This window comes from Synoicihabitans lomoniglobus (genome assembly GCF_029023725.1).
Classification (GTDB): domain Bacteria; phylum Verrucomicrobiota; class Verrucomicrobiia; order Opitutales; family Opitutaceae; genus Actomonas; species Actomonas lomonigloba.
In genome coordinates this window covers 3584789-3610192 of sequence record NZ_CP119075.1, presented here as the reverse complement: position 1 = coordinate 3610192, position 25404 = coordinate 3584789, and the positions used below count along the sequence as shown (strand labels likewise).

General features: G+C 62.4%; 9 protein-coding genes. 6 read left to right on the top strand and 3 right to left on the bottom strand.

The window, feature by feature from the left end; translation table 11 throughout:
• The first annotated feature begins 76 nt into the window (after positions 1-76).
• The 5 genes from gmd (at position 77) to PXH66_RS13890 (ending at position 11742) form a co-directional block, all read left to right on the top strand.
• The gene (gene gmd, locus PXH66_RS13910) at positions 77-1093 is read left to right on the top strand and encodes a GDP-mannose 4,6-dehydratase (protein ID WP_330929191.1); all 1017 of its coding nucleotides are present in this window, start codon (positions 77-79) and stop codon (positions 1091-1093) included.
• A gap of 39 nt (positions 1094-1132) precedes the next feature.
• Complete coding sequence (locus PXH66_RS13905; RefSeq protein WP_330929192.1) at positions 1133-2068, top strand: GDP-L-fucose synthase family protein; 936 nt, start codon at positions 1133-1135, stop codon at positions 2066-2068.
• Between the two features lie 279 nt (positions 2069-2347).
• Positions 2348-3491, top strand: a protein-coding gene (gene prfB, locus PXH66_RS13900) for a peptide chain release factor 2 (RefSeq protein ID WP_330929193.1) whose coding sequence is annotated in 2 segments (ribosomal slippage) — positions 2348-2419 and positions 2421-3491 — 1143 coding nt in all. Because the reading frame shifts where the segments join, the coding sequence is not laid out codon by codon here.
• Between the two features lie 116 nt (positions 3492-3607).
• A complete protein-coding gene (locus PXH66_RS13895) occupies positions 3608-5020 on the top strand; it encodes a hypothetical protein (RefSeq protein ID WP_330929194.1) in 1413 nt (470 codons plus the stop codon).
• 128 nt (positions 5021-5148) lie between these two features.
• On the top strand, positions 5149-11742 hold the full coding sequence (locus tag PXH66_RS13890) for a LysM peptidoglycan-binding domain-containing protein (RefSeq protein ID WP_330929195.1): 6594 nt from the start codon (positions 5149-5151) through the stop codon (positions 11740-11742).
• Positions 11743-11852: 110 nt separating this feature from the next.
• Here the strand turns inward: PXH66_RS13890 and PXH66_RS13885 are convergent, their stop codons facing one another.
• From PXH66_RS13885 to PXH66_RS13875, 3 genes are all read right to left on the bottom strand, one after another.
• The gene (locus PXH66_RS13885) at positions 11853-12872 is read right to left on the bottom strand and encodes a DUF3500 domain-containing protein (RefSeq protein ID WP_330929196.1); all 1020 of its coding nucleotides are present in this window, start codon (positions 12870-12872) and stop codon (positions 11853-11855) included.
• 105 nt (positions 12873-12977) lie between these two features.
• Complete coding sequence (locus tag PXH66_RS13880) at positions 12978-13907, bottom strand: response regulator transcription factor (protein ID WP_330929197.1); 930 nt, start codon at positions 13905-13907, stop codon at positions 12978-12980.
• Complete coding sequence (locus PXH66_RS13875) at positions 13904-17782, bottom strand: hybrid sensor histidine kinase/response regulator (protein WP_330929198.1); 3879 nt, start codon at positions 17780-17782, stop codon at positions 13904-13906. The genes PXH66_RS13880 and PXH66_RS13875 overlap by 4 nt, the downstream gene beginning before the upstream one ends.
• Before the next feature lie 149 nt (positions 17783-17931).
• Here PXH66_RS13875 and PXH66_RS13870 point away from each other — a divergent pair, with 149 nt between their 5' ends.
• A complete protein-coding gene (locus PXH66_RS13870) occupies positions 17932-25386 on the top strand; it encodes an MBG domain-containing protein (protein ID WP_330929199.1) in 7455 nt (2484 codons plus the stop codon).
• The last annotated feature ends 18 nt before the right edge of the window (positions 25387-25404 follow it).

Below are 25404 nucleotides of genomic sequence, written 5' to 3'. Positions count from 1 at the left end.
AAAATCAAGCGGACTGCAATTGAACGGGTTGCAGGCTTGCACGAGTTTCGGATAACCCCGTAATGCTGTCCTTTTTATGAAAAAGGCACTCATCACCGGCATCACCGGCCAAGACGGTTCTTACTTGGCGGAACTCCTTCTGGCCAAAGGCTATGAAGTTCATGGCGTGATTCGTCGGTCTTCGACGTTTAACACCAGCCGGATCGACCACCTGTATCGTGATCCCCACGTCAACGGGGTGAAGCTGTTTCTGCACTATGGCGATCTGACCGACTCCGTGCAGATGGTGAAATTGCTCTACAGCCTGCAACCGGACGAAATCTACAATCTCGGTGCACAGTCTCACGTCCGCGTCTCGTTCGACGTGCCGGAATATACCGGGGACGTGGTGGGCATGGGAGCGCAGCGCATCCTCGAGGCGATTCAAGAGGCCGGTTTGGTCAAAAAGGTGCGTTACTACCAAGCGTCCTCCTCTGAAATGTTTGGGAAGGTGCAAGCGGTGCCACAGATCGAGACCACACCGTTCTGGCCACGTTCGCCTTACGCCTGTGCCAAGCTTTACGCGCACTGGCTCACGGTGAACTACCGCGAATCCTACGGCCTGCACGCGTCGAGCGGTATTCTCTTTAATCACGAGTCGCCGCGTCGTGGTGAAACGTTCGTGACTCGCAAGATCACGCGGGCCGCCACCCGCATCAAGTTGGGCCTCCAGGAAAAACTCTACATGGGCAACCTCGACGCCAAACGCGACTGGGGCTACGCCAAGGAATACGTCGAGATGATGTGGATGATGCTCCAGCAGGACAATCCCGACGACTACGTCGTTGCCACCAACGAGACCCACACGGTCAAGGCGTTCATCGAGGAAACGTTCGGATTGCTCGATCTCGATTGGGAAAAATATGTCGAATACGACAAGCGTTACGACCGCCCGGCGGAAGTGGATCTGCTCATCGGTGATCCGGCGAAGGCCAAGAAACAACTCGGCTGGGAGCCTAAGGTGAAGTTCAAGGAGCTCGTCAGAATTATGACCGAAGCCGACCTTGAGCTCGCCAAGCGCGAAGCCCAGATCGCCAGCCTGCCCGCGTTGTAAACAGGCTCCGTTCGCCTAGACCTTTCCGACGCTCACGCGATGAAACTCTACATCTCCGGACACCGTGGCATGGTGGGTGGCGCCTTGGTGCGCCACTATCAAAACGTTCCCGACGTTGAGCTTGTCGTGCGCACTCGGGCGGAACTCGACCTGACCAATCAGGCTGCGGTCGAGTCGTTTTTCGCCACCGAAAAGCCCGACGTGGTCATCATCGCCGCGGCCAAGGTGGGCGGTATTCATGCGAACAATACCTACCCGGCGGAGTTTGCCTACGAGAACCTGATTCTCGCCACCAACACCATCCACGCGGCCTACCGGGCGGGCGTGCCGCGGTTGTTGTTTTTGGGGAGTTCCTGCATTTACCCGAAGCTCGCGCCGCAACCGTTGTCTGAGGACAGTCTGCTCACCGGCCCGCTCGAACCGACCAACGAGGCCTATGCCATCTCGAAGATCGCCGGACTCAAGCTCGCTGAGTATTACCGTCGTCAATACGGCGTGTGTTACCACTCGGCCATGCCAACGAACCTCTACGGCCCGGGTGATAATTATCACGGCCAGAATTCGCATGTCATACCCGCACTCATTCGTCGTTTCCACGAGGCGAGATTGGCCGAACAACCTACGGTTCATGCCTGGGGCACGGGTTCGCCACTACGGGAGTTCCTGCACGTCGACGACCTAGCGGCGGCTTGTGCATTTCTACTCGAAATGGAGAATCCGCCCGATCTCATCAACGTCGGCACGGGCACGGACGTTTCGATTCGCGAACTCACCGAGCTGGTGGCGACGACCGTCGGCTACACCGGCGAAATCAAGTGGGACACGTCCAAGCCCGACGGCACGCCGCGCAAGCTCATGGACGTCTCCAAGCTGTCCGCTCTCGGCTGGCAGGCCGCCATCGCGCTGCCCAACGGAGTGAAGCGCACCTACGGTTCGTTTCTGGCGGAAACCGAGGCGGGCTCGTTGCGCACCTGAAACGGCACCTGCGAGAGGGTGTAACGGGACGTGATGTCAGGGCACATCCCCGGAAAGTGAATGCCGCCCTGGGAACGCCGAGCTCCAGCTCGGCATCAGGCTGACGACAGGTAAGCGCCCCCAACCGACGGCGCTTCGCGTCGTCTGCCGAGCTGGAGCTCGGCGTTCCCAGGCGTGTCACCGTTTACCTGACACCATTTCTTTTTACACCATCGTGAGGGGCGATGCACTTTCGCTCTTGCGCCGTTCGTCCGACTTTGCGGCGATGCTCGTTCGATCATGATTCAACCTGAAACATACGACCACATAGAGCTCATCAAAAAACGTGCCGGGCAGTTATGGAGGTTTCTTTGACGGAGAACAAAAACTCCGTGAAATAGAAGCCCTCGACGCCCAGATGGGCGCGCCCGGGTTTTGGGACAATAACGACAAGGCGCAGAAGCACATCGGTAAGGTCAACGCCCTCAAAAAGGCCGTCCTGCCGGTGGTCGATTTTCGCAAGAAACTCGAAGATATCGATGTGATGCTCGAACTCATCGAAGCCGGGTCCGAAGAAGAGCGCATCGAATACACCAAGGAACTCGAGTCCACGGTGAGCACGTTGCTCGACAACATCGACGAGATCGAAATCGCTTCGTTCCTCACCGGTCAGTTCGATCGCAACAACGCCATTTTCTCGATTCAGGCCGGAGCCGGTGGCACCGAATCCAACGACTGGGCCGACATGCTTTTTCGCATGTATTCCCGGTGGGCGGAACGCCAAGGCTTCACGGTCGAGATCCAGGACGTGCAGTCCGGTGAGCAGGCCGGCATTTCCAAAGCCACGGTCCTCATCAAGGGCGAGAACGCCTACGGTTACGCCAAGGCCGAGCGCGGCGTGCATCGTCTCGTGCGCATCAGTCCGTTCGATTCCAATCAGCGCCGCCACACCTCGTTTTGCGCGGTCGATGTCGTGGCTGAGATCACCGACGAAGTGAAGGTTGACCTCAACGAGGACGACATCCGCACCGACGTTTATCGTTCGTCCGGCAAGGGCGGGCAGGGTGTTAACACCACGGACTCCGCCGTGCGCCTCACCCACATTCCCACCGGCCTCGTCGTCACCTGCCAAAACGAACGCTCCCAGATCAAGAACAAGGCCAGCGCCATGAGCGTGCTCAAGGCCCGACTCTACGAGCGCCGTCTCGATGAGCAGCGTAGCGAGATGGAAAAATTCTACGGCGAAAAAGGTGAGATCGGCTGGGGCGCGCAGATTCGTTCCTACGTGCTTCAACCTTACCAGATGGTGAAGGATCTGCGCACCGGCGTCTCCACCGCGGATACGCAGGGCGTGCTCGATGGTGAGCTCGATCCCTTCATCAATGGTTGGCTTCGCGCCGGTTGCCCGCGTCACCGCAACAAGGACATCCAGGTCGACGACTAGGCTGAAAACGCTGGAAAGCTGAAACTCTACCGCCTGAATCGCTGAATTAAGTGGCCTCTTCGTTCGCTATTCCGCCGATCAGCTTTTCAGAGTTTTAGCTTTTCCGTTTTTAAGACATGGACCTTCCCCGCGACCAACTGGAGCACGCTTTTGCGAACACCTCGCTGTTCGAGGCCAAGACGTGGCAACTCTCGCCCGACGCCTGGCCGCTCACGGCCGCCCAAATCGACGAACTCCACCGCATTGGCGAAGCTTGTCTGCATTTCCATGAGGCCTTGGAAAATCTCTATCTGCGCTCCGCCGCCGACAAGAACCTCCTGCGCAACAAGCCGCTGCGCGCGCCGTGGGTCGCCGAGTATCTCGATCGCGGCAAACCGGAAGCGCTGGTCAAGCATGCCCGCGACAAACGCCAACGTGGATTGTTTCCCACCGTATTGCGCCCCGATTTGCTGCTGACCGACGATGGCTTTGTGATGACCGAGCTCGATTCCGTGCCGGGCGGCATCGGGCTCACGGCGTTTCTCAACCGCTTGTATGCGGACCAGGGGGATGTCGTCGGTGAGAGCGACGCCATGATTCGGGAGTTTCATCGCTCGCTCGCCGCGCTCGCTCCGACCATTGCAAATCCGCTCATTGCGATCGTGCTCAGCGACGAGTCCGCCACGTATCGGCCCGAAATGAAGTGGATCGCTGAGCAACTGCAACGCCGGGGCCAACGCGTTTTTTGTCTCGATCCGGACGACCTGTTCCCGCTCGGTTCGGCGCTCTGTTTCGACGTCGATGGCAACCCCGAGAAGATCGACGTCGTTTACCGGTTCTTCGAACTGCACGACCTCGAAAACATCCCCAACGCGCACTATATTTTCGAAGCCTGGGATGCGGGCGAACTGGCCGTGGCTCCGCCGATGCGACCTTTCCAAGAGGAGAAAATGGGCGCCGCGCTGTTCCACCACCATCTGCTCGGGGACTACTGGCGGGAAGCGCTGCCCGGCAAATCCTACAAGCTGTTGAAAAAACTCTTTCCGCGCTCGTGGGTGGTCGATCCCGCGCCGTTGCCGCCTGGCGCCGTGCTCGATGGTCCGTCGGCCGGAGGGCGCCCGCTGGCCGATTGGCATCAACTCACGCAAGCCTCCCAAAAGGAACGCGATCTCATCCTCAAAATATCCGGTTTTCACGAAACGGCGTGGGGCGCGCGCAGTGTCGTTTACGGCGCTGACTGCTCGCGCGAAGAGTGGCAGGATGGGGTGGAGATCGCGATTCAGGACGCCCCGACCAACCTGCACGTGTTGCAGGAATACCGGAAACCGCGCCGTCTGGCGCATCGCCTTTACCCGTCGACCCAAGCGGATGCGGATCAGCCGACCGAGGCCGGCTCGCGTCAGGGGCGTTTGCGCCTTTGTCCCTACTACTTCGTGCGCGACGGCAAGACGCTGCTCGGCGGGGCGTTGGCGACATTTTGCCCTCCGGATAAGAAAATCATCCACGGCATGCAGGACGCCGCGCTTTTGCCCTGTCGCGTCGTTGGTTGAACGACGCGTGAACCGTGCCTTGCGCCCTGAGGCAAATTCCCCACAAGAAAGCTGTGATATTCATGGCTGGGCCTCATTCAAACATACGCGCGAGCAACCGCTTTAGGTTTACGCTGGCTCGTATTTGCGTGGGTGCCGCCTTGTTCGTGGCGCAGCCGGTGCAGGCGCAGTCGGATTTCGCCAGCATCCGAACCCGCGCCGAGAGCGGTGATGCCGAAGCGCTTAACATGTTGGGTAATGCCTACATGAACGGGGCCGGGGTGGAGCAGAATTTCGCCGCCGCCATCGCTGCTTATCAAGGGGCGGCGGATCGCGGGTTTGCCGCCGCCGCGTTCAACCTCGGTCTGATCTACGAACTGGGTCGCGGCGCGCCGGCCGACATGCCGCGGGCGTTCAAATTCTACCTGCGCGCCGCCGAGCTCAATTTTCCCGCCGCCCAGTTCAACGTCGCCAACATGTATGCGCGCGGACTCGGGGTGGAGCCTGATCTGTTTGAGTCGGTGCTGTGGTTCCGCCAAGCCGCCGAGTCCGGCGTGCCCGACGCCCAGTTCAACCTCGCCGTGGCTTACGAGACGGGCAGTGGGGTCACCGAGGATCTCAGTCAGGCGATTCACTGGTATCGCCAGGCGATGGATCAGGGATTCAGCCGGGCTGCTTACAACCTCGCGCTGCTTTACGAGGATGGGCGTGGCGTGGATTTGGACGACGCGGAGGCCGCCCGCCTGTATCGCATCGCCGCCGAGCAAAACTACGGCCCCGCGCAGAATAACCTCGGGATCATGTATGCCGAAGGGCGGGGTGGTTTGCAGCAGAGTTTCACCGCGGCTTACCCATGGCTGGTATTGGCGGCGGAAAACGGCGCCGATCCCCGCGGCCGGGACTTGGTGATTTCCCGCCTGAATCGCATTCAGCAAGCCGAGGCCGACATCAATCTAACCCGTCTTCGCAATCAATTGGGCATCGCGCCGCCCGGCACCGGAACGACTTCAAGCGCGCCCGCTCCCGTGGTCACCGCCTCCGCCGCGCCTTCGGCTCCGACATCGGCCGGTTCGAACGCGGCCCTTGAAGCCCAGCTGCAATCGGAAATCGCCCGCCTGCGCCGGGAAAACACCGGCCTCATCGCCGCCAATCAAACCCTCGCCCGCCAGAAAGCGGAACTCGACAACCGCGCGGTGCAATCCGAACCCGCCAGCCGCGCCGAAAGCTCGGAGCAGGCCTACGTGGATGAGCTGTCGCAGCAACTCGGTTCCGTCGCGGTATCGTCCGAAGATCAACGCCGGGTCATCGGTCAGGCCGTGTCGATGATCCAGCGGATCGCACGCGAAAACCGCGCCCTCAATTCCGAGGTCAAGCGCGCCACGCTGGAACTCAGCAGCCTGGCCCGCCGGTTGCGCACGGCAGAAGACAACGTGAATCGCAACCGCAGTCCGGAGGCGAGCGCGGACCCCGATGCGTTGAAAGCCGCCAAGGACCAGGTGGTCGCCCTGCAGGCCGAGTTGACCAGCAGTCGCGAGCGTATTCGTGGTTTGGAGACGGCGATGGGCGGACTGCAGCAGCTCCGCTCCCGGGTGGCCGAGCTGACCGCCGCCAACGAGCAACTGCAGCAAAACCTGGCTCCGGCCGAGCGCGTCGCGGAGTTGGAAGCCACCCTGCGGCAACGCGATTCGCTGATCACCCAGTTGCGCACCGCCAGTGCCAAGGGCGGAGAGGAACTCGCCGCCACCGCCGTCGAGTTGGGTCAATTGCGGGTGCAATTGGCGGAACTCAACCGCCGACTCGCCGCCGCCGCCGACCCGGCCGATTTACAAAGCAGCCGCGCTCGCATCACCGAATTGGAGGCTCAACTGGCTGCTGCGGCGACGCGTGAATCCGCGCCTGATCCGGCGCTAGCGACCGAGTTGGCTTCGCTCCGATCCACGGTGGAATCCCGCGAGACCGAGATTTCCGAACTGCGAGCGCGACTCACCAATGCAGCAACCTGGGCGTCCGACCTCGAGGCGGCAAACCGTCGCGTATCCACCTTGCAGGGCGAGCTGGCCACGAGCGAATCCACCCGCACGCAGCTTGCCGGTGAACTCGAATCTGCACGTGAACAACTCGTCCAACTGGCCGAAACGCGCGCGAACGCCACCACCGCGAACAGCCAGCAATTGGCCCAATTGCAAACCCAGTTGGCCGACTCCTCCTCCCGGACGACCCGCTTGGAAGGGGCCCTGCAGGCCGAGCAGGAACGGGTGGCGCAGACCACCGCACAGCTCGAACAAGCCACCGCACAAGTCGACGCGCTGACGGGGCGCTTGGCGACGGCGCAACGCGAACTTTCCTCCACCGATCTCGCCGCCTTGCAGTCCGAGTTGAGCGAGCTGCGGCAAGCTCAGATCACGAAGGCACGTCAACTCGACACGGTGAGCCAACGGGAGAACAATCTCGAAGCCGCCTTGAGTGAAGCGCGGGCTCAGTTATCGGCGCTGACCGGCAACCAGCAGGAATTCCGCACCCTGAGCGAGGAGCTCACGATGTGGCGCAGCCTCGCCGGTCGCACCGACGGTGAGCTCAAGGAAACCCAGGTTGCGCTGGCCTCGCTGGAAGCACAACTCGAAGCCGAGCGCGCCAACGCGCAGTCCGTCACCTCGGTTCAACTTGAAACCATCGCGGAGAATGAAACGCGCCTTGCTCAGTTGCAAAACATGGTGCGGGAGCGTGATGAAGCGCTGACGGAAAACGCCGCCGCGCTGGCGGCCGCAAACACCCGACTGGCCACCTTGGAACCGCTGGTTGACCGCGTGCAAAACAGTGATTCCACCATCGGCAACCTTCGCCGGGACTTGGCCACCGCCCGGTCCGAGTCCGTGGAGTCGGCCCGCGAAACCAACCGCGTGACGTCCGAGCTTACCGCCCGTATCACCTCGCTCGAACGTGATCTTGGCGCGGCGCGAACTTCAGCTCGCCAAGGCACGTCGCTGGCCGAAGAGCTCTCCGACGTAGAACGCCGACTGACGGCGGCGAATGAAGAGCTCACCGCGCTGCGGTCGCGCAACGAGACGCTGATGACGAACCTGCGGGAAGGTATCGACCAACGCGCCGCGATTGTGGCGACGGTGGATGATCTCGAAGCGCAAAACGAGGAACTGACCACTCGTATCGGCGAACTGCAGGAGACGCTTAAAAACACGGACGGAGAGAGTGAACAACAGCTCGCTCAAACCCAAACCGAACTCTCCGCCTTGCGCCGCGCCAATGAAGCGCTCACGCACCAAATCGGGACCATGCAGGAGGAGCGGGCCGCCGCCGACGCGGAGATCACGCGCCTCACCGCCGCAGCCAATGGGTCGGGAAGCCGGGTGGAGGAACTGGAGCGCGCTCTGGCTTCGGCTCGCGATGCCTCGTCGACCGCTGAAACGGCGCTGGCGCAGATCAACACGGAGTCGTCCGATCGTATTGCTACCCTCGAAGCGGCGCTTTCCGCGGCCCAATCGGAGCTACAGGCGGCGGGGCAGATGCGCAGCCGGTTGGCCTCCGCGGAAGCTCAACTCGCCATCACCAGCGACGACCTCGCTGACGCCCGGACGGCGAATCAGGACCTCAGCGCCGAGTTGGAAAAAGTGCGTGCGACCACGGTCCCCGCCGATCAACTACAAACGCAAGTTGCCTCGATCCAGGAACAACTCGGTGCGGCGGAAACAGAATTGGTCGGATTGCGCGACTCGAACGCTACGCTTTCGGAGCAACTGACCACGCTCCGGCGCGAACGCACGGACCTCGCCAAAGAGACCGACCGCGTTCAGGCGCAGAACCAACAATTTGCCCGCCGCGTTGCCACGATGGAAATCGACCTCGCGGAGGCCCGCGCCGCCGCCGCCCAGGCCCGGGAGGCGACTTCCCAACACGACGCGCAACTCGCCGCGATGCGCGCGCAGTGGGAAACCGCGCAGTCGCAGTTGGCGCAAAATGAAGCGGTGGCCACCCGTAACTCGCAACTGGCGCTCCAACTGACCGGATTGCGCGCCCAGCTCGAACTCGCGACCGAAGTCACGGAAGAGCGGGATCAGTTGCTCCAGGCGGAAGCTGCCCTCGGTGGTCGCATCGCCGAACTCGAAGATGCCCTCGCGCAGGCGCGAGCACAGTCCGAGCAGATTCCTGCGCTCGAAACGGCGAACGCTTCACTTACGGCCGAGCTCGATTCGGTCCGTCGGCAACAAACCGAGCTTGCGCAAAGTGCCGATCGTTCGCAGGTCCAAAATCAACAATTTACCGCTCGCATCGCCGCCCTCGAACTCGATCTGGCTCAGGCCCGCGAAGTCTCCTCCCAAACGCGCGAAGCGATCGCGGAGCGTGATGCCCGGATTGCGGATCTGCGCCACGAACTCGAGACGACGCAAACGCAGGTCGCGGGTTTGGATTCCGCGAGCGAACGCAACGCCGAACTCAACCGTCAACTTGCGACCCTGAGAACGCGATTGGCATCGGCGGAATCGGCCGCCACCGATCGTGATCAGCTCGCCGCCACGAACCGGGATCTCACGGCGGAGATGACCGCGCTTCAAGCGGCCTTGGATGAAGCGTCAGCGGCGGTGGCGTCCCTCGATGAGGAGCGCAAAACCAGTGCCGCCCTCGCTGTTCAACTCGAATCCGCGCAATCGCAGCTGGCAAATCTCGAGGGTCTCACCCAGCGCAATGCACAACTCGGTCTGCAATTGACGGAACTGCGGACCGAACTTTCCGGCGCTGAAAACGTCGGCATGGAGCGCGACCAACTCGCCGCGCGGGTGCAGTCGCTCGAATCGGCGGTGAAAGCAGCCGACGCCGAGGCCGAACGCCGCCGTGAGGAAAACGCCACGTTGACCGCGAGATTGGCCAATGCCGGGGCCAGCTCCACGGAGCTGCAAGCCACCGAGGCTTCCCTGGCCGATGCGCGCTCCGTCATTGCCGGACTGCAGGACGAAGTGCGTTCCGCCCGAGCCCAAGTGAGTGAGCTCGAGACGGTCGCGGCCGCCCGCGTCGCGGCCGAGACCGATGCCCGTCGTCTGCGCGCTGAACTCACCCGCGCTCAGTCGCGGCTCGCGTCCATCGACGAACTCCAAGCCAGTGCCTCCGATCAAGCCGAGCGTATCAACGCCCTGATCGCGGCGCGCGACACCGCCCTCACGGAGGCGACGAGTGCGAGCGAAGAACTGGTCACCGCCCAGGCGGCTCTGGACGAAAATAGTGCGATCATCGCGGAACTCACGGGCGAGAATCTGCGTTTGCAGGGAGACGTCGAAGCCTCCCAGAAAGCGGTGGCCGCCGCTCTCGCCGCCCAAGCCACCGCCGTTTCCGAAGCCGGTTCCAATCAAGCCCTCGAGCTCGAAATGGCCACGTTGCAAGCCCGCGTGAATCAAGTGGAGGAACGTTTGGCCAACGAACGCGCCGCCGCCGCCAAGGAGTTTGCCGCGCTTTCCCTCCGCTTGCAGCGCGCCCGTGAAACCAACCAATCCCTCAACGAGGCCAACCGTTCCCTGCTCGCGACTCGCGCCATGGATGATGAAAACGCCGACCAGCGTTTCGCCGACCTCGAGCGCGAGGTGACCGAACTCGCGCAAACGGGCGCCGAGTTGAAGGCGGACAATCTGGCCCTCCAGACCGCCCTTGCCGAAGCGCAGTCCGCGCCCAAGCCCCCCGCCGGTTGGCAGCAACAACAACAAGCTCTGGCTGCGCGCGTGGAAGATCTTTCCCGCCAACTCGCGGCCGCCCAATCCGCCGAGGTCACCGTGGCGCAGTTGCGTGAAGCCAACGCTCAACAGCAAAGCGCTCAGCGCGATATCGCCGACCGACTGGAGGCTTCGCTGGCCGCGCAACAAGCGGCCGAAGCTCGCACGGCTCAACTCGTGTCGGAACTGGAGTCCGCCCAGTCCAGCCGCTCCGAGCTGGAGCGTCAGCTCGCCGCCGTCGCGTCCGTGACGCAGGACCTTTCCACCGTGCGTAGCGAACTCGCTTCGTTGCGCGGCAGCTACGATTCGTTATCGCGTGAAAACGATGCGCTCGCCACGCAGGTGGCCCAAGCCGAAGCCGCCGCAGAAGCTCGACAAGCCGAAGCGCAGGAAACCTGGACCAGTGAACGCGACGGTCTACGCGCTGAGTTGGCCCGTCTGCGGGAGGCGGAAACCGATCTGCTGCAACGCATCGAAGCCGACCAAGCGCAGCTCCAAGTGGCGCAATCCGAAGCCGCCGCTTCGCGCAACCGCGTGGCTAATTTGGAACAAGCCGTCGGCGTGGCGACCGCGCAAACCTCCGAGATGCAGGAACTGACGGTGCGCGTTCGCGAAACCGAACAACAACTCGAAACCCAGCGGGTGGCGAACCTGCGCCTACAGCAAGCGTTGGAACGCGAACGCCAAACTCAGGAAACCCGCCTCATCGCCGCGCAGCGCGAAAACGCCGCGCTCATGGGTCGTCTGCGCCAGGCGCAAAACACCTTGGATCAAATCGCTTCGGCGGCGAGTGTGCTCAACCCGACCGGGCGTAGTTTGACGGGAACGCCGCGACTTCCCGCCGCTGCGCCATCCCCGGCATCGAGCGCCAGTGCCGAGCGTTTCCATGAAGTCGTTGAGGGCGACTCACTCACCCGCATCAGCATGCGCTATTACGGCAGCGCCACGCGTTGGCAGGATATTTACGAAGCCAACCGCGAAGTGCTCAGCGCCGCCAATGCGCTGCGCCCGGGGCAGCGGTTGCGGATTCCCTGATCCGGTCGTGGTAGGGTCGTCTCGCCGAGGCGACCTCCATGGCGTCAGCGCTCGATTAACGAGGGCGGACGGCTTGGCGAGCGGTCCCTACCCGACGCCGCCTGAATCGCTCAATGCGAAGCGCGGTAGTGGTCGCCGAGCACGTCGCGGCCGAAGTCGTTCTCGAAATCGCGGAAGACGGTGTGGTGGTGGTTCGCGTCGTTTTGGGTGTTGCCGTATTCGATGACAAAGGTCGGCCCTTGGATACGATAGTAGTGGCCTTCGCCGACGGCGGTGGGGCCGGCCCAGGCGAAGACCAGATTGTCCATGCCGTTGGCTTCGATTTTGGCGAGCGAGGCTTCGGAGATGTCGCGCGCATGGCGTTCCACGTATAAGTCGAGCAACTTGCGCAGGTCCCCCTGTTGGGCGGTTGTCATGTCGCGGTAGCGGAGGCCGACCGGGGAAAGCCGACTCACCCGGGACTCTTGAGCGGTTTCGATTTCGTGTTCCGCTCGGGAGGAGATGATCGCGGTTTTGCGCTGGGCCGCGGAAAGCGAAAGCACGAAGGCCCGGCCCATGTCCTCTTCCTCACCCAGGATGCGTTTGCCCTCCTGAGACCCGCGCGGCACGCGGCCGGGATTGGCCCCCAGGAACAGTGGCGTGCCCGAAATGCCTTCGGCAGTGATGGTCTGATTGACGGAGACGTGGTGACCCTCGAAGCGCCAACCCCACGGCATCACGCCGGGCTCGCCGAAGATGGCGAGGTAGTAGAGATCGGGATCGCGATGCGGCGCGCCGTTCTCCAATTCGCGCAGCACCTTTTCGAGCTGCATGATGGAGGCGACTTTGACCGACCCCGTATTGCTCAGGGCCGTGTGCAACAAACCGAGCGCGGCGGCGCGTTGTTTGAAATTCATCGATTTGATGACGAGACCCTGCCGGACCATGGGGACGAAATGCCAGTTCTCGCGCTCGGCGGAATCCGCCGCGAACTGGGCGTCTTTCAGATCGTCTTCGCTGAGCAGCGCGAGGAACGCTCCGGCGGCTTCTGCCATGGTTTGAGCGAGCGCGGCTTGATTGTGTTCGTGGGCGGGCAAGGTGGTTCCGAGAGCCAGCAAGGCCGCGAGAACGCGGAGGCGGGGTAGGGGCATGACGGAGAGCGTGTCGGCGGGATGCCCGGTGGGCAAGCTGGGGTCGGCGTCTTGCCTTTGGACGTTAAGCCGTGGCGAAGTCTCGATGTCCCACTATCCGCCACCTCACGTTCGTTCGGTCAGGATTTCGTTGGCGCGGATGGCGGCCGCCAATCGGGTTTCCACCCCGAGTTTGGGCAGGAAGTTTTCCACGTGCTTTTTTACCGTGCAGACCTGCATGCCGAGGATGATGGCGATGTCCGGACTGGTTTTACCCTGAGCGACCCAGAACAGGATTTCGGTTTCGCGCGGCGTGAGTCCCAGACTGCGCAGATCTTCCGGCGTGGGCTCGGCGCGTTGGACCTCCAAGGTGACGAGGAGCGTGCCGTCGGCGGTGTTTTCATCGCTGCATTTGAGTGTGTAGCGGCACCCCTCGCCGCGACCGAAGGTGTCGGCGTTTTCGGCGAGACAGGAGAGAAGGGCGGGGACGCCACCGTGATCGGAAACGATGGTCTTGGCCTGGTCGGTCATGAACAGGATTTCGTGATCCGCCAACCTCACCAGCAGGATCGCGCGGCCGAGTGACTCCGCCAGCGCTCGCTCGGCGAATATGCTGCGTTGCAGGGCGGCATCGAGCAGGTCGTTTTGCTCCTGCTGTTGTTTTTGCAGCCGACGGATTTCGAGGTGAGTCTGGATACGGGCGAGGACTTCCTCCGGGTAGACGGGTTTGGTCAGGTAGTCGACGGCGCCTGCCTCCAATCCGCGCACTTTGTCATAGGGCTCGCCGAGCGCGGTCATGAAAAACACCGGGACCTCGCGACCCGCGGGGAGTTGTTTGATACGCCGACACGTTTCCCACCCGTCCATTCCGGGCATCATCACATCGAGCAGGATGAGGTCGGGTTCCTCAACGCCCAACGTGTCGAGCGCCGCTTTGCCGCTTTCGCATACGAGCACGTTGAAGCCTTGTTCGGCCAAAAAATCGAAAAGCACGGCGATGTTGTCGGGCGTGTCATCGACGATGAGCAGGGTGGGCGAGGGCGAAGGAGCGGTCATGCGTCGGACTCGGGACGGGAGGCGAGAGTTTGGGCGATGATTTCACGCACCTCGCCGGTGCGGAAGCGTTGCAAAAGTCGGTCCAGTTCGAGCCGAAACGTCCGGTCGGGACCGGTCGCGTTGCTGGCATCGATGGCTTCGCGCAGCCGACGTTGATCGGAGCGGCGGGCGAGCTCCAGCCAACCTTCGAGTTCGGATCGGGAGGGCAGCTCGAGTTGTGCGATTTCGTCGGCGGTGCGCATGGAAACAAAGGGCGCGCCGGAATCGGCGTTGGGGACGGGCATCGCTTCGGTGACCCAAGTGAGGGCGAGTTGCCGGGCGATGGTTTTGAACAATACATCCTCGTCGACGGGTTTCGGCACGAACGCGTCGCATCCCACCTGGCGGGCGTTGTTCTGATCGATGTCGAACACACTGGCACTGACGGCGATCAAACGCGGCCGGGTCTGGCCCGGCGGACGAATTTTGCGGGCGACCTCCTCGCCGTTGATCCCCGGCAGGCGCAGGTCGAGCAGGACGAAATCCGCCGGCTGGCGGGCGTGCGCGGTGAGGGCGTCCTCGCCGGTGGAGACCTCTTCGATGTCGAAGCCGACCACCTGTAACATCTCGCTCAGGATGGTGCGATTGGTGTCGACGTCGTCGACGATCAATCCGCGTTGCCGGCGTCCTTCGTAGCCTTTCACCCGGTGGAGCGGAGCCGTGGTGAGATCATCGGGCACCGCCTCGAATTTGAGTTCGAAACTAAACTGACTGCCCTGACCCATTTTACTTTTCACGGCAATGCGCCCGCCCATCAGTTCCACCAGACGTTGGCTGATGGGCAGTCCGAGTCCGGTGCCCGTCTCGGCTTCGCGCTCCAACGATTTTTGGGTCTGGTGAAACGGCTCAAACACCGATGCGAGGTCCTGATCGGCGATGCCGACGCCGGTGTCGCGAACTTCGAAGCGCACACGATCGACGTCGGTGTGGAGCGCGAGCACGACCTCTCCGGTGCGCGTGAATTTCACGGCGTTGGCGAGCAGGTTGATCAGGACTTGCCGCAACTTCGGCTCGTCGGCCATGACGCGAGGCGTGCTGGGATCGAGTTCGATCCGGAAGCTGAGTCCCTTCTCCGTGGCGCGGGGTTCGAAGGTGGCTGCCAGCTCGGTGGTGAGTCGACGGAGGGAGCAGGGAGCGGGGTGGAGCGTGAGTTTGTTGGCCTCGATTTTGGAGAGGTCGAGCACCTCGTTGATCATCTCAAGCAGGTGGCGACCATTGCGTCCCACGGTGTCGAGTTGAGTGCGACCCTTGGGGGAGAGTCCTTCTTCTCTTCGCAGAATCTGGGTAAAGCCGAGGATGGCGTTGAGCGGGGTGCGCAGTTCGTGGCTCATCGACGCCAGGAATTCGCTCTTCGCATGATTGGCGGCATCGGCGGTGTCGCGGGCTTGGACCAGTTGCGTCTCGTTGTGCCGGAGCTGCTGCGTGCGTTGTTCGACGAGCGCAGCCAAGTCGTCGTTGCGGCGTTGCACCGCGCGTAAGCGCCAGCGCACGGCGAGGGCGATCAAGCCGACTAATTCCAGGACTGTAAGCGTTCGCGCCCACCATGATTGCCACCACGGGGGCAACACCGTGAAGGCAAAGCTGGCGGGCTCCCCCCAGCGACCATTGGAGTCGCAGGCGCGCACTTCGAACACGTGCTCGCCAACCGGTTGGCGGTTGAGGGAGTATTCGGCGATGCGGGAAAGCGGGGACCACGCTTCGCCGTAATCGCTCAATCGCGATTGGTAGCGCATCTCGCTGTCGTCGGTCCGGTCGGTGGCAAATGCGATGGCGAGTCCCTGTTGATCGAAGGGCAATGCAATCGGTTGAGCCGTCGCCAACGGCAACAGCTCACCTGACAATGTGGCCACGCGGCGAACGACGGTGCGAAAGGAGCGGGGCGAGAGGAACGCGGCGGGCAATTCCGCGCGCACCAGGCCTTCATTGCCGCCCATCCATAATACGGAACCGTCGGCGGTGGGTTCTTCAAAAAACATGGGGTTTTCGCCCACCCGCTCGGCGAGCGCGAAGGGCAGGGCTTCCCATGTTCCGTCGGCCGAAATGCGCCAATAAACGCGGCCGTTCCACGGGCCCGCTTCGGGGTCGTCGCGCAGGGTGCGGACCCAAATGGAGCCGTTGAGTCCAGCGGCGAGGGTGGGCACATTGCTGATGGGGTGATCGAATTTTTCGATCACAGAGAGCACTTCTTCGAAGCGTTTGGCCACCGGATCGAAGGTGAACAGCCGCCGGTCGTCGATGAACACCGCCCGCGTTCCACGCGTCGCCAAACTCGGCAGGCCGTTGATCGCGGTCGTGGGCAATCCATGACCACCGGCGTAGTGTTCCACCGTCCAGGTCCGAGGGTCGTCGATCGGGGAGTGAGGCGAACGCTCGAGGCGATGGTAACCTTGCCCGTCCATCGCAACCCAGATCGCGCCGTCGGCATCCTCGGCGAGGGCGCGAACGCTGCCATTCACTTCATTAAATGAAATCGCAACCTGCCATCCGTCCTGGTTCTTGCGCAGGAGAAGCAAGCGACCGCGCAAACCGGCCCAAGCAAAGGAAGGGTCACTCCGCGGGGTCAGCAGGGCGGCGCCGAAGTCGGTTTCAATCGTCAACTTTGCCGTCTCGTCGTCAGGTCCCAGCACCCGAATACCTCCTTCGCCCCCGATCAGTAAATCACCGGCCGCGACGGTGAGGGCCCAGATCGAGATGCGGCTGCCTGCCACGGGTTCGAAGTGCGCAGGCGTCGGGGGAGCCAGCTGAGTATCGCGCGGCCGCAGCACACTGAGTCCGTCGCCCGTCGCCACGTAGAGCCGGCCTTGGTAACGCGTGATGGCCTTGACGGTATTGGTGCCCAGTCCCCGGCGTTGATCGAAATGAGTGATGGCTTGTGGCCACCGGATGCGCGCGAGCCCGGAGTTTTGCGTCAGCCAGAGATCGCCCGATCGACCTTCGCCGAAGCCGAGCGTATTGGTCACGGGCACGCTCTGGTTTTCGGCGCTCAAATGCTGGAGGAGTTTGCCTTCCGGGCTAAGCAACACGGTGCCACCCTGACGCATGCGCAGGGCGATGGTGCCGTCGCTCAGCACGGTGCCACTGCGGATGACGAACTTTTGAAGATGAGCGTCGATCTCGGTGCTCCACGGAGTGGCCTCCCCATGGTGCAAGTGGTGGATTCCGTCGCGGAGCGTGAACAACAGTTGCGAGCCGTCTGGGCGGGCCGCGCCAAAGGTGATCCAGTCGTCCAAAATCTCGGCGTTGGCCAACAGCACTCGCCACGACTCGCCATTGAATCCGCGCAAAGGAAGACCGGGTGAGCTCGCAATCAACTCATCATCGATGGCCCAGATATGGGCTTTCTCGGTCATCAACTGCGTCAGTTCGTTGTCATGCCAACGCAGTAGCCCGCCATCTCCGGCAAAATAAACGCCGTGGGATAACGCGAGGGTGAAGAAAAATTGGTGCAGCCCCTCCGCATTGACCGGCAGATGCTCCCGCAGGGAAACGTAGCGGCGGCTGCCCGCGCCATCAGGTTCGAGGTAGCCGAGTTCGTCGACGCCGCCGACCCAGATGCGATCCGTCGCATCGACGGCGAGCCCACGGATAAACAAACCCCCGGTGGGAATTGATTGCCAGGATTGACCATCGTAGGCGAGGACCCGGTCCTTGTTGCCGACATAGAGCACGCCCGCCGCATCCTGCACCGCCGTCCAGTTTTGGTTGTGCGCACCGTAGTCGCGCACGCTGAACGCATCGACCACCGGAATACCCAGTTCGTCCGTAGCCGCACTGGCGCGGACACCGGCCGAAAAGGCCAGGAGCAACAGCCAGGAAAGCGGTCGAAAGAGAGGCATAACGAAAGAAGGACAACGCCATCGGTCCCCAAAGGGTTGGCGTGGCACCGAGTTGGGCAGGGTCATTCCCCCGCCTCAACCCCGGATCATCTTTCTTCGGCGAAAGGCGAATACCCGAAAAAACCGATCACCTCTATGCTAGGTCCAACATGAGCGGAAAAACGTCCTCCCGTTGCGAGATCTCCCTGGCCCGACAAATTCTGATGCTGTTTGCATTGGCACCGGTGGTGGTGCTGCCACCGCACGCCATCGCGCTGCCCGAAGGCGGCCAGATTGTGGCCGGCGATGTGTCGTTTGACTTTGACGCCGACACCCTCGACCTCGCGCAGACGAGTGATGTCGCCATCGTCAACTGGGCGGACTTCTCCATAGGTGTCGGCGAGATCGTCAACATCCACCAACTCGGGCCCGATGCAGCCCTGCTCAACCGTGTGCTCGGAGCCAACCCGTCCGAGCTGCTCGGCCAGCTCAACGCCAACGGCCGCGTCCTGCTCATCAACCCCAACGGTGTCGTGGTGGGCCGGGGAGCCTCGGTCAACGCCATGGAGTTCGTCGCCTCCGCCCTCGATGTGGCCGACGAAGACTTTCTTAACGGCGGCGACCTCACGTTCGCCGGCGACTCCACCAACAGCGTGCTCAATCTCGGCACCATCACCGCCGCCAACGGCGATGCGATCCTCATCGCCTACAAGGTCGTCAACGCTGGCACGATCGAGGCCGCCAACGGCGTCGCCGCGCTCGCCGCCGGCAACGAAGTGATGCTCAGCCCAGAAGGCGATCAACGCATTTTGGTCAAAACGAGCCTTGGCTCCGTCCCCACCGACATCGGTGTTGAAAACGCGGGCGTGATCGAAGCCGCCCAAGCCGAACTCAAAGCCGCCGGCGGAAACATCTATGAGCTCGCCATCAACCAAACGGGTTATGTTCGCGCGACCGGGGTGGAGCATAAGGACGGTCGCGTGCTGCTCACCGCCGACGCAGGCTCGATCAAGGTGGACGGCTCCATCTCCGCGCACGACGCCGATGGCAGCGGCGGCGAAGTGCTCATCGGAGGCGACTACCGTGGCGGCAACGAGGCCGTTGCCAACGCGCTCTACACCACGGTCGGCGCCGCCGCCGTGATCGACGTCGCCGCCTCGTCCACCAATGCCGACGGTGGTCGCGCCATCGTCTGGGCCGACCAACAAACCGACTTTGCCGGGCGCATTGACGGCCGTGCGGGAGAGCAGGGTGGGGACGGTGCCTTTGCCGAAGTCTCGGGCAAACATACGCTCAACTACACCGGCTTGGCCGACCTCACCGCCGACCACGGTTCGACCGGTATGCTCCTGCTCGATCCTGCGGAGGCGATCATCAGCAGCGCGGGCGATGATCAGCCTAATGGCATTTTCAATACCGCGGTCCTCGAAACCAACCTCGCGACCGCCAACGTCACGATCGAGGCGTCCACCTTCAGCAACGGCACCGACACCTACGGCGACATCACCGTCAACGATGCGGTTGCCTGGACCAGCGGCAATTCCCTGACGCTGAAAGCCGGTGACAACATCACCGTCAATGCCGACCTCGACGGCGGCACGAACGGCACGGTGGACTTCGCCCTTGGCCCCAACGGCTCCTATGAGCCGATGACCGGAAATCTCACCGTGCATGCAGACGCCACTGTCACGGCGGGCACCGTCACGATTCGCGCGAATCCCGATGCCAATCCCGCCTTCCCGGGCAACGGCGTTGATGAGCGTCGGATCGGAGACGTGGCATTCCATGGTATCCTCAAAACCACGACACTCGACCTCGCACTTAACGAGGAAGGGGTGGAGGGCGACATCACGATCGCCAATGCCGCGAACGAAATTGGCACCTTCACGACCTCGGATGCGAGTAGGACCGAAATACGGGACGGTTCCGTTACGATTGTCGACGGCGAAGGGGATCTCACGATTTCCGCCACGTTCGGGGTCGGGTTCGACGAGACCATCCAGATCACGACGCCAGGTGATTTAACGCTGGCCGCCGGTAGCAAACTCACCGCCTCAAATACCGATATTGTCCTGGCCTCCACCGGTGGTTCTTTCATCAACCAGGCCGGTGCCGATGTATTCGTGAACCGCGACTCCGGTCGCACCCTCGTTTATTCGGACAACCCCGACGACACCACGCTCGACGGCCTGGCCTTCACCCCGGTCTACAACAAAACCCTCGCAGGCAACGCCCCCGGCACGATCTCGCAAACGGGCAACCGCATCCTCTACAGCCTCGCGCCCACGATCACGTTCACGGCCGCCGACCTCAGTCGCGCCTACGGCAGCGACAACCCCGACCTCACATTCACGACCTCCGGTTTGGTGGGCGGCGACACCGCCGCGCAGGCCTTCTCCGGCACCCCCAGCCTGTCGACCGCGGCGCAGGCGAGCGATGACGCCGGCACGGCGGTCATTTCGATCGCGGCCAACACCGTCGTGGCGTCGGACTACGGCTACCAACTCGCCTTCGCTCCCGGCACCCTGACCATTAACCCCGCGCTGCTCACGATTCGGGCCGACGACCAGAGCCGCTCTTTCGGCGTGGCCAACCCCGATTTCACCGCGACTTTCACCGGGTTGGTCAACGGCGACACCGCGGCTTCGTTTACCAATCTTGATTTCACCACCACGGCCGCGACGAGTTCGCCCGATGGCACTTACCCCATCACGCCCTTCGGCGCGGCCAATTCGAACTACGCCATCACGTTCACCGCCGGGGTGCTCACGATCGGCAGCTCGACCATCACGATTCGGGCTGACGATTTTGCCCGGTTGTTTGGCGATCCCAACCCCACCTTTACCGGCGTCGTCACCGCACCCGACGGATTCGATTTGGATCTGCTCACCAACTTGACCTACACGACGACGGCGACGGTGGAATCCGGTGTGGGCACTGTTGCGATCACGCCCTCCGTCGATGCGTTGGACGGACTCAGCTTCAATCTGATCGATGGCGTGCTGACGATCAACACCCGCCCTCTGACCATCGCGGCCGCCAATGCCAGCCGGATTTACGGCGCGAACAATCCCGACTTCAGCGGCGTGCTCACAGGCCTGGCTTCGTTTCACACCGCGGCCGACATCGTGGGTCTCACCTATACCACGAGCGCGACCCAGGGTTCCGACGCCGGCACCTACGCGATCACGACGGCAACCGGCAGCAATCCCAACTACGCCATCACCACGCAGAACGGAACGCTGACCGTGGACCGGGCTCCGCTCACCGTCACCGCGGTGGATGCGGCCAAGATCTACGCCGATGCCGATCCGACCTTCACGGCGACCAATGCGGGACTCGTGCTCGACGATGGCCTCGCCGACCTCGGGACGTTGCAGGTCACCACCGGCACCGTGCAATTGACGCCCGTCGGCACCTACGCGCTCACGCCATCCTTCAGCACCAGCACCAGTCTCGCCAACAACTACGCGATCACCTTCGTGCCGGCGACCTTCACCATCAATCCGCGACCGCTCACCATCACTGCGACCAGCACCTCCCGCACCTACGGCGACGCCAACCCGACCTTGGCCTACACGTCGTCGGGCACCAATCCCGCTGGAACCACCAACGCCAGTCTCGGTGCGTTCGACGACATCACGGTCGGCACCACCGCCACCGCCACGTCCAACGCCGGAACCTATGCGATCACCCCGGGAGGCGCGACCAACTCCAACTACGTCTACACCTATGTCGACGGCACGCTCACTGTCGACCCCGCCACCCTCACGGTCACGGCCAACAACGCCACGCGTCTTTACGGTGCGGACAACCCCACCTTCTCCAGCACGGCATCCGGTCTCAAGTTGACGGATACACTCGCCGATGTCGTCGACGCCTCCGCGATCACGACCACGGCGACGGCCGCGTCCGGCACCGGCACCTACGCGATCACACCGACGGGCGCGCTGGTGAGTTCGAATTATACCCTTAATTTCGTGCCCGCCACGCTCACCGTGAACAAGGCACCGCTCTTCATCGTGCCGACGCTCTCTTCGCGTGTTTACGGCGACGCGAATCCGGACTTCACCATCACGGCGACGGGACTGGTCAATGGCGACACGGCCGCCGTGGTTTCCGGGCTTAACTTTCAGGGGCCGGCGCCCTTTGCGAACGTGGGCAGTCACACGGTCGCGGTTCTTTCCGGCTCGGCGGGCAACTATGACATCACCTTCGGTAACGGCGTGATGAACGTCACGCCGCGTCTGCTGACCATCACCGCCCATGACTTCAGCCGTGAATACGGCGAAGCCAACCCGACTTTCACCGCTTCCTTCGACAACCTCGCCAGTTTCGACACCACCGCAGTCATCACCGGCCTGAGCATCACGACGCCGGCCACGGCCTCGTCCAACGTGCTCTCCACCGGCTATGGTCTCAACGTCACCTCCAATGCCAACCGCAACTACGCGATCACCTACGTCCCGGGGAAACTGAACATCACGCCCGCCCCGTTGTTGCTCGATCTCGGCAACACCGCTCGTCTCTACGGTGACGCCAATCCCACGCCGACTGCTGGCATCGCCACCGGGTTCAAGCTCAGCGATACGATTGAAACGCTTGGTCTGACCGTCGTCACCGATGCCACCGTGACTTCCGACGTGGGTAACTACTTCTATAGCGCGACCACGGTGAACCCCAACTATGAGGTAAACATCAACGGCGGCACGCTCACCATCAATCCCGCTCCGCTCTCGGTCACGGTCGACACGCTCTCACGAACCTACGGTGCCGATAATCCCGCCGCACCGACCTATCTTCTGGGTGGTCTCAAATTTGAATCCGATCGTGACGGTGCCGTGCTCGTGACCAACCCAACCAACTTTGCCACCGACGTCGGCCAATACGCTTTCGGCGCCACGGTGCTCGATTCGAATTACGTGCTCGATGGACTTCGCGGTGACATTTACGTCACCCCGCATCTGCTCGATCTGGTGGCCACCGGCACCCGCGTATTTGGCGATGCCAACCCCGACGCTGCCGCGTTCACCCTCACCGGAAATTTCGTCAACGGGGATCAGCCCGACGACATCCTCAACCTGCGCTACTCGACCACGATTGATCCCAGCTTTGACGTCGGCACCTACGACCTCTCGGCCACCTCGACGGTCGGCTTGTTGAGCGCCAACTACCTGCTCAATTCGGTGACCAGTTCGCTGGTGATCAACCCGCGTCCGATCAATGTGAATATTGCCTCCGTCGAGCGTCTTTATGGTGACGCCAACCCGGAGTTCACGCTCGTGGGCGACTCCAATATCCAGCCGGCCTTCAACACCGTCGACGAAGTCGTCCGCTTCATCGGTCCCGACGAACAAACCGTTCCCGGCAACTACGCGGTTCAAGCCGAGATCATCAATTCCAACTACACCGTGGGCACGCTGGGATCGGGCAACATCACCATCACCCCGCGCTTGCTCACCGTGGAGATTGCCAATGTCGCTCGTTACTACGGCGACGCCAACCCGACCTTCACCGCGACCTATGGTGGTCATGGGCTGCCCGACTTTGTCGACGCCAGCACCTTCCTCGATCTGCGCACCATCGCGACCACCAACGCCACGTCGGATGCCGGTCACTACCTCATTTCGTCGCCGAGCTCGGCCATCGATACGTCGCTTTATCACCTGCAAGCCTACACGCCGGGCATCCTCTCGATCTTCCCCCGCGCGGTGACCCTGCACATCGGCAACACCACCTACGAGGTGTCGCCCGATGTGGTGCTCGAAGACGTGGTGGACTTCTCGGATGCCGATTTCTCCGTCTCCGGTGGCAACTTCGCCCAGGGTCAATCCGCGGCGAGTCAGTTTCCGGATCTCGAATATTTCGTGTCGGAAAGTCCCTCGGGCACGCCGGTCGGAGTCGCGGTGGATTTGAACAACTACACCGCGCCGTCGCTCGCCGCGTTTGTCAGCGGCACCGCGCCCTTGGCCGGAGTGGTCGTCGATGATGCCACCGTGGCCGAGTTTGTCGCCCCGGTGACCGCGGCCGCTTCCGGCGAGGAGGGCGAGACCGTTGAAGTCGAAGTCGTCGCCGTGCAAATCGGTGAAATCGCCATCGACACTTCCATCGATAACAGCGGTGAAATCTTTATCCCCACCACGACGGTGGGCACCGACGAGACGCGCGTCACGCGAGCGATTACCGTGCGCGGCGGCTACCTGGGAGCCAACCCCAACTACGTTGTCACGGCGGTAAACAACGGCGTGCTCACCATGCGCAACCGCACCCAGTTGGAAGAGCGAATCAAGCTCGCCCTGGAATATGAGCAAATGGATCAGACCATCGAGATTTTCAGCATGGACGACTTCGCCGACAATCTCGGCATCACCTTCGCCGGCTTCCCCGACATGACCGTGGATATGTTGGAAAGCTTTTTGACCGGTGGCGGCTGGTTGGAGCGGGGCGAAGACAGCCTTTATTATTCGATTTTCGGCAGCGCCAATGTCGTGACGCCGCTTGATCGTGCCGTCATCCGGGCGTGGTTGTCGGACATCAGAACCAATCCCGCGAAACGCGGCCTCATGGGTGGAGCGTTGGTGGCCTATCTCGGGGACTTGCAAAACATTCCCGCCGCGGAGCGCACCGACGCCCAGAATCGGTTGGCGGCGGTCGTCGCGTATAAAGTGCAGAAAAAACAGCAGGAGTTTGCCAATACCCTGTATGAAAAAGAGCGTCAGTTTGAGGCCACGCCCAACGCCAGCCGCGCCTACTATGGAGCCCGCGATACGGCTCGCACGATCGAGACCCGCGCGGCGGTGGCGGCCAAGGACTTTCTCCACTACGAGATAGACAATCTCACCGCGGCGGAGATTGAGATTCTGGAAGAGCTGCAAAACTCCATCCTGGATGGCGATAACACGTCGTCGCTCGCCCTGCTCGAAAGGTGGTCTGCGGCGGGGGACGGAGATCGACCCCGCGCGTTCATCGACGACCAGATCAACGGTTTCATTGCCGAGCTGACCGAGCTGAAAAACGTGTCGGCGCAAGCCAAGGCAGCGATCGATCGCGGCGAGGATTATGGAGGGCCGGAGGGAGCAGGAGCCGGTTCCTCGATGTCGAGCGTGCACGACTTCGTGAACATGGAGCCGCCTTACGGAGAGTTTTTGAAGGAATCGAGCTTCTCTGCGTTGGAAGCCAAGATGGCCCGTTATGATACCAATGCCGACACCAGCGTGCTGACCAGCCTGGGCTCCGGCGCCGCGGCCGGTGGGGCCGCGGCGGGGACAGTCGGGCTCAATGCGGCGGCTGTCGGCAAGGCTCTCTTTCCCTACGTGGTGAAGGGAGGCAGTTCTTTCGCTTCCAAGGGAATGACGGTGGCCGGTGGTGGCGCGTTTGCCTTCGTGACGGTGGCCGTGGCCGTCGCGATCGCCGGCACCATCACCATCGTGCAGAACGAGGAGCAGAAGACGATTTACAACAGCATGGTCAGCACGCTGAGCGCACCGGTCGATCTCTCCACGATAGATCTCAGTCCCGAAACCGAAGACATCATCGGGACCGATCCCAAACCCGAGGATATGGTGAAACATCTTCAGAAGACGCTGCTGGTCGAGTCGCTGGAAGAAATGCTGATCGGCGGATAACCGCCCCGGAGAACCATT

Excerpts from the sequence above, each read along its gene's own strand:
- PXH66_RS13880 (WP_330929197.1), bottom strand. The coding sequence starts at position 13,907 with ATGACCGCTCCTTCGCCCTCGCCCACCCTGCTCATCGTCGATGACACG.
- PXH66_RS13870 (WP_330929199.1), top strand. The coding sequence starts at position 17,932 with ATGAGCGGAAAAACGTCCTCCCGTTGCGAGATCTCCCTGGCCCGACAA.
- PXH66_RS13905 (WP_330929192.1), top strand. The coding sequence starts at position 1,133 with ATGAAACTCTACATCTCCGGACACCGTGGCATGGTGGGTGGCGCCTTG.
- PXH66_RS13895 (WP_330929194.1), top strand. The coding sequence starts at position 3,608 with ATGGACCTTCCCCGCGACCAACTGGAGCACGCTTTTGCGAACACCTCG.
- PXH66_RS13885 (WP_330929196.1), bottom strand. The coding sequence starts at position 12,872 with ATGCCCCTACCCCGCCTCCGCGTTCTCGCGGCCTTGCTGGCTCTCGGA.
- PXH66_RS13875 (WP_330929198.1), bottom strand. The coding sequence starts at position 17,782 with ATGCCTCTCTTTCGACCGCTTTCCTGGCTGTTGCTCCTGGCCTTTTCG.
- gmd (WP_330929191.1), top strand. The coding sequence starts at position 77 with ATGAAAAAGGCACTCATCACCGGCATCACCGGCCAAGACGGTTCTTAC.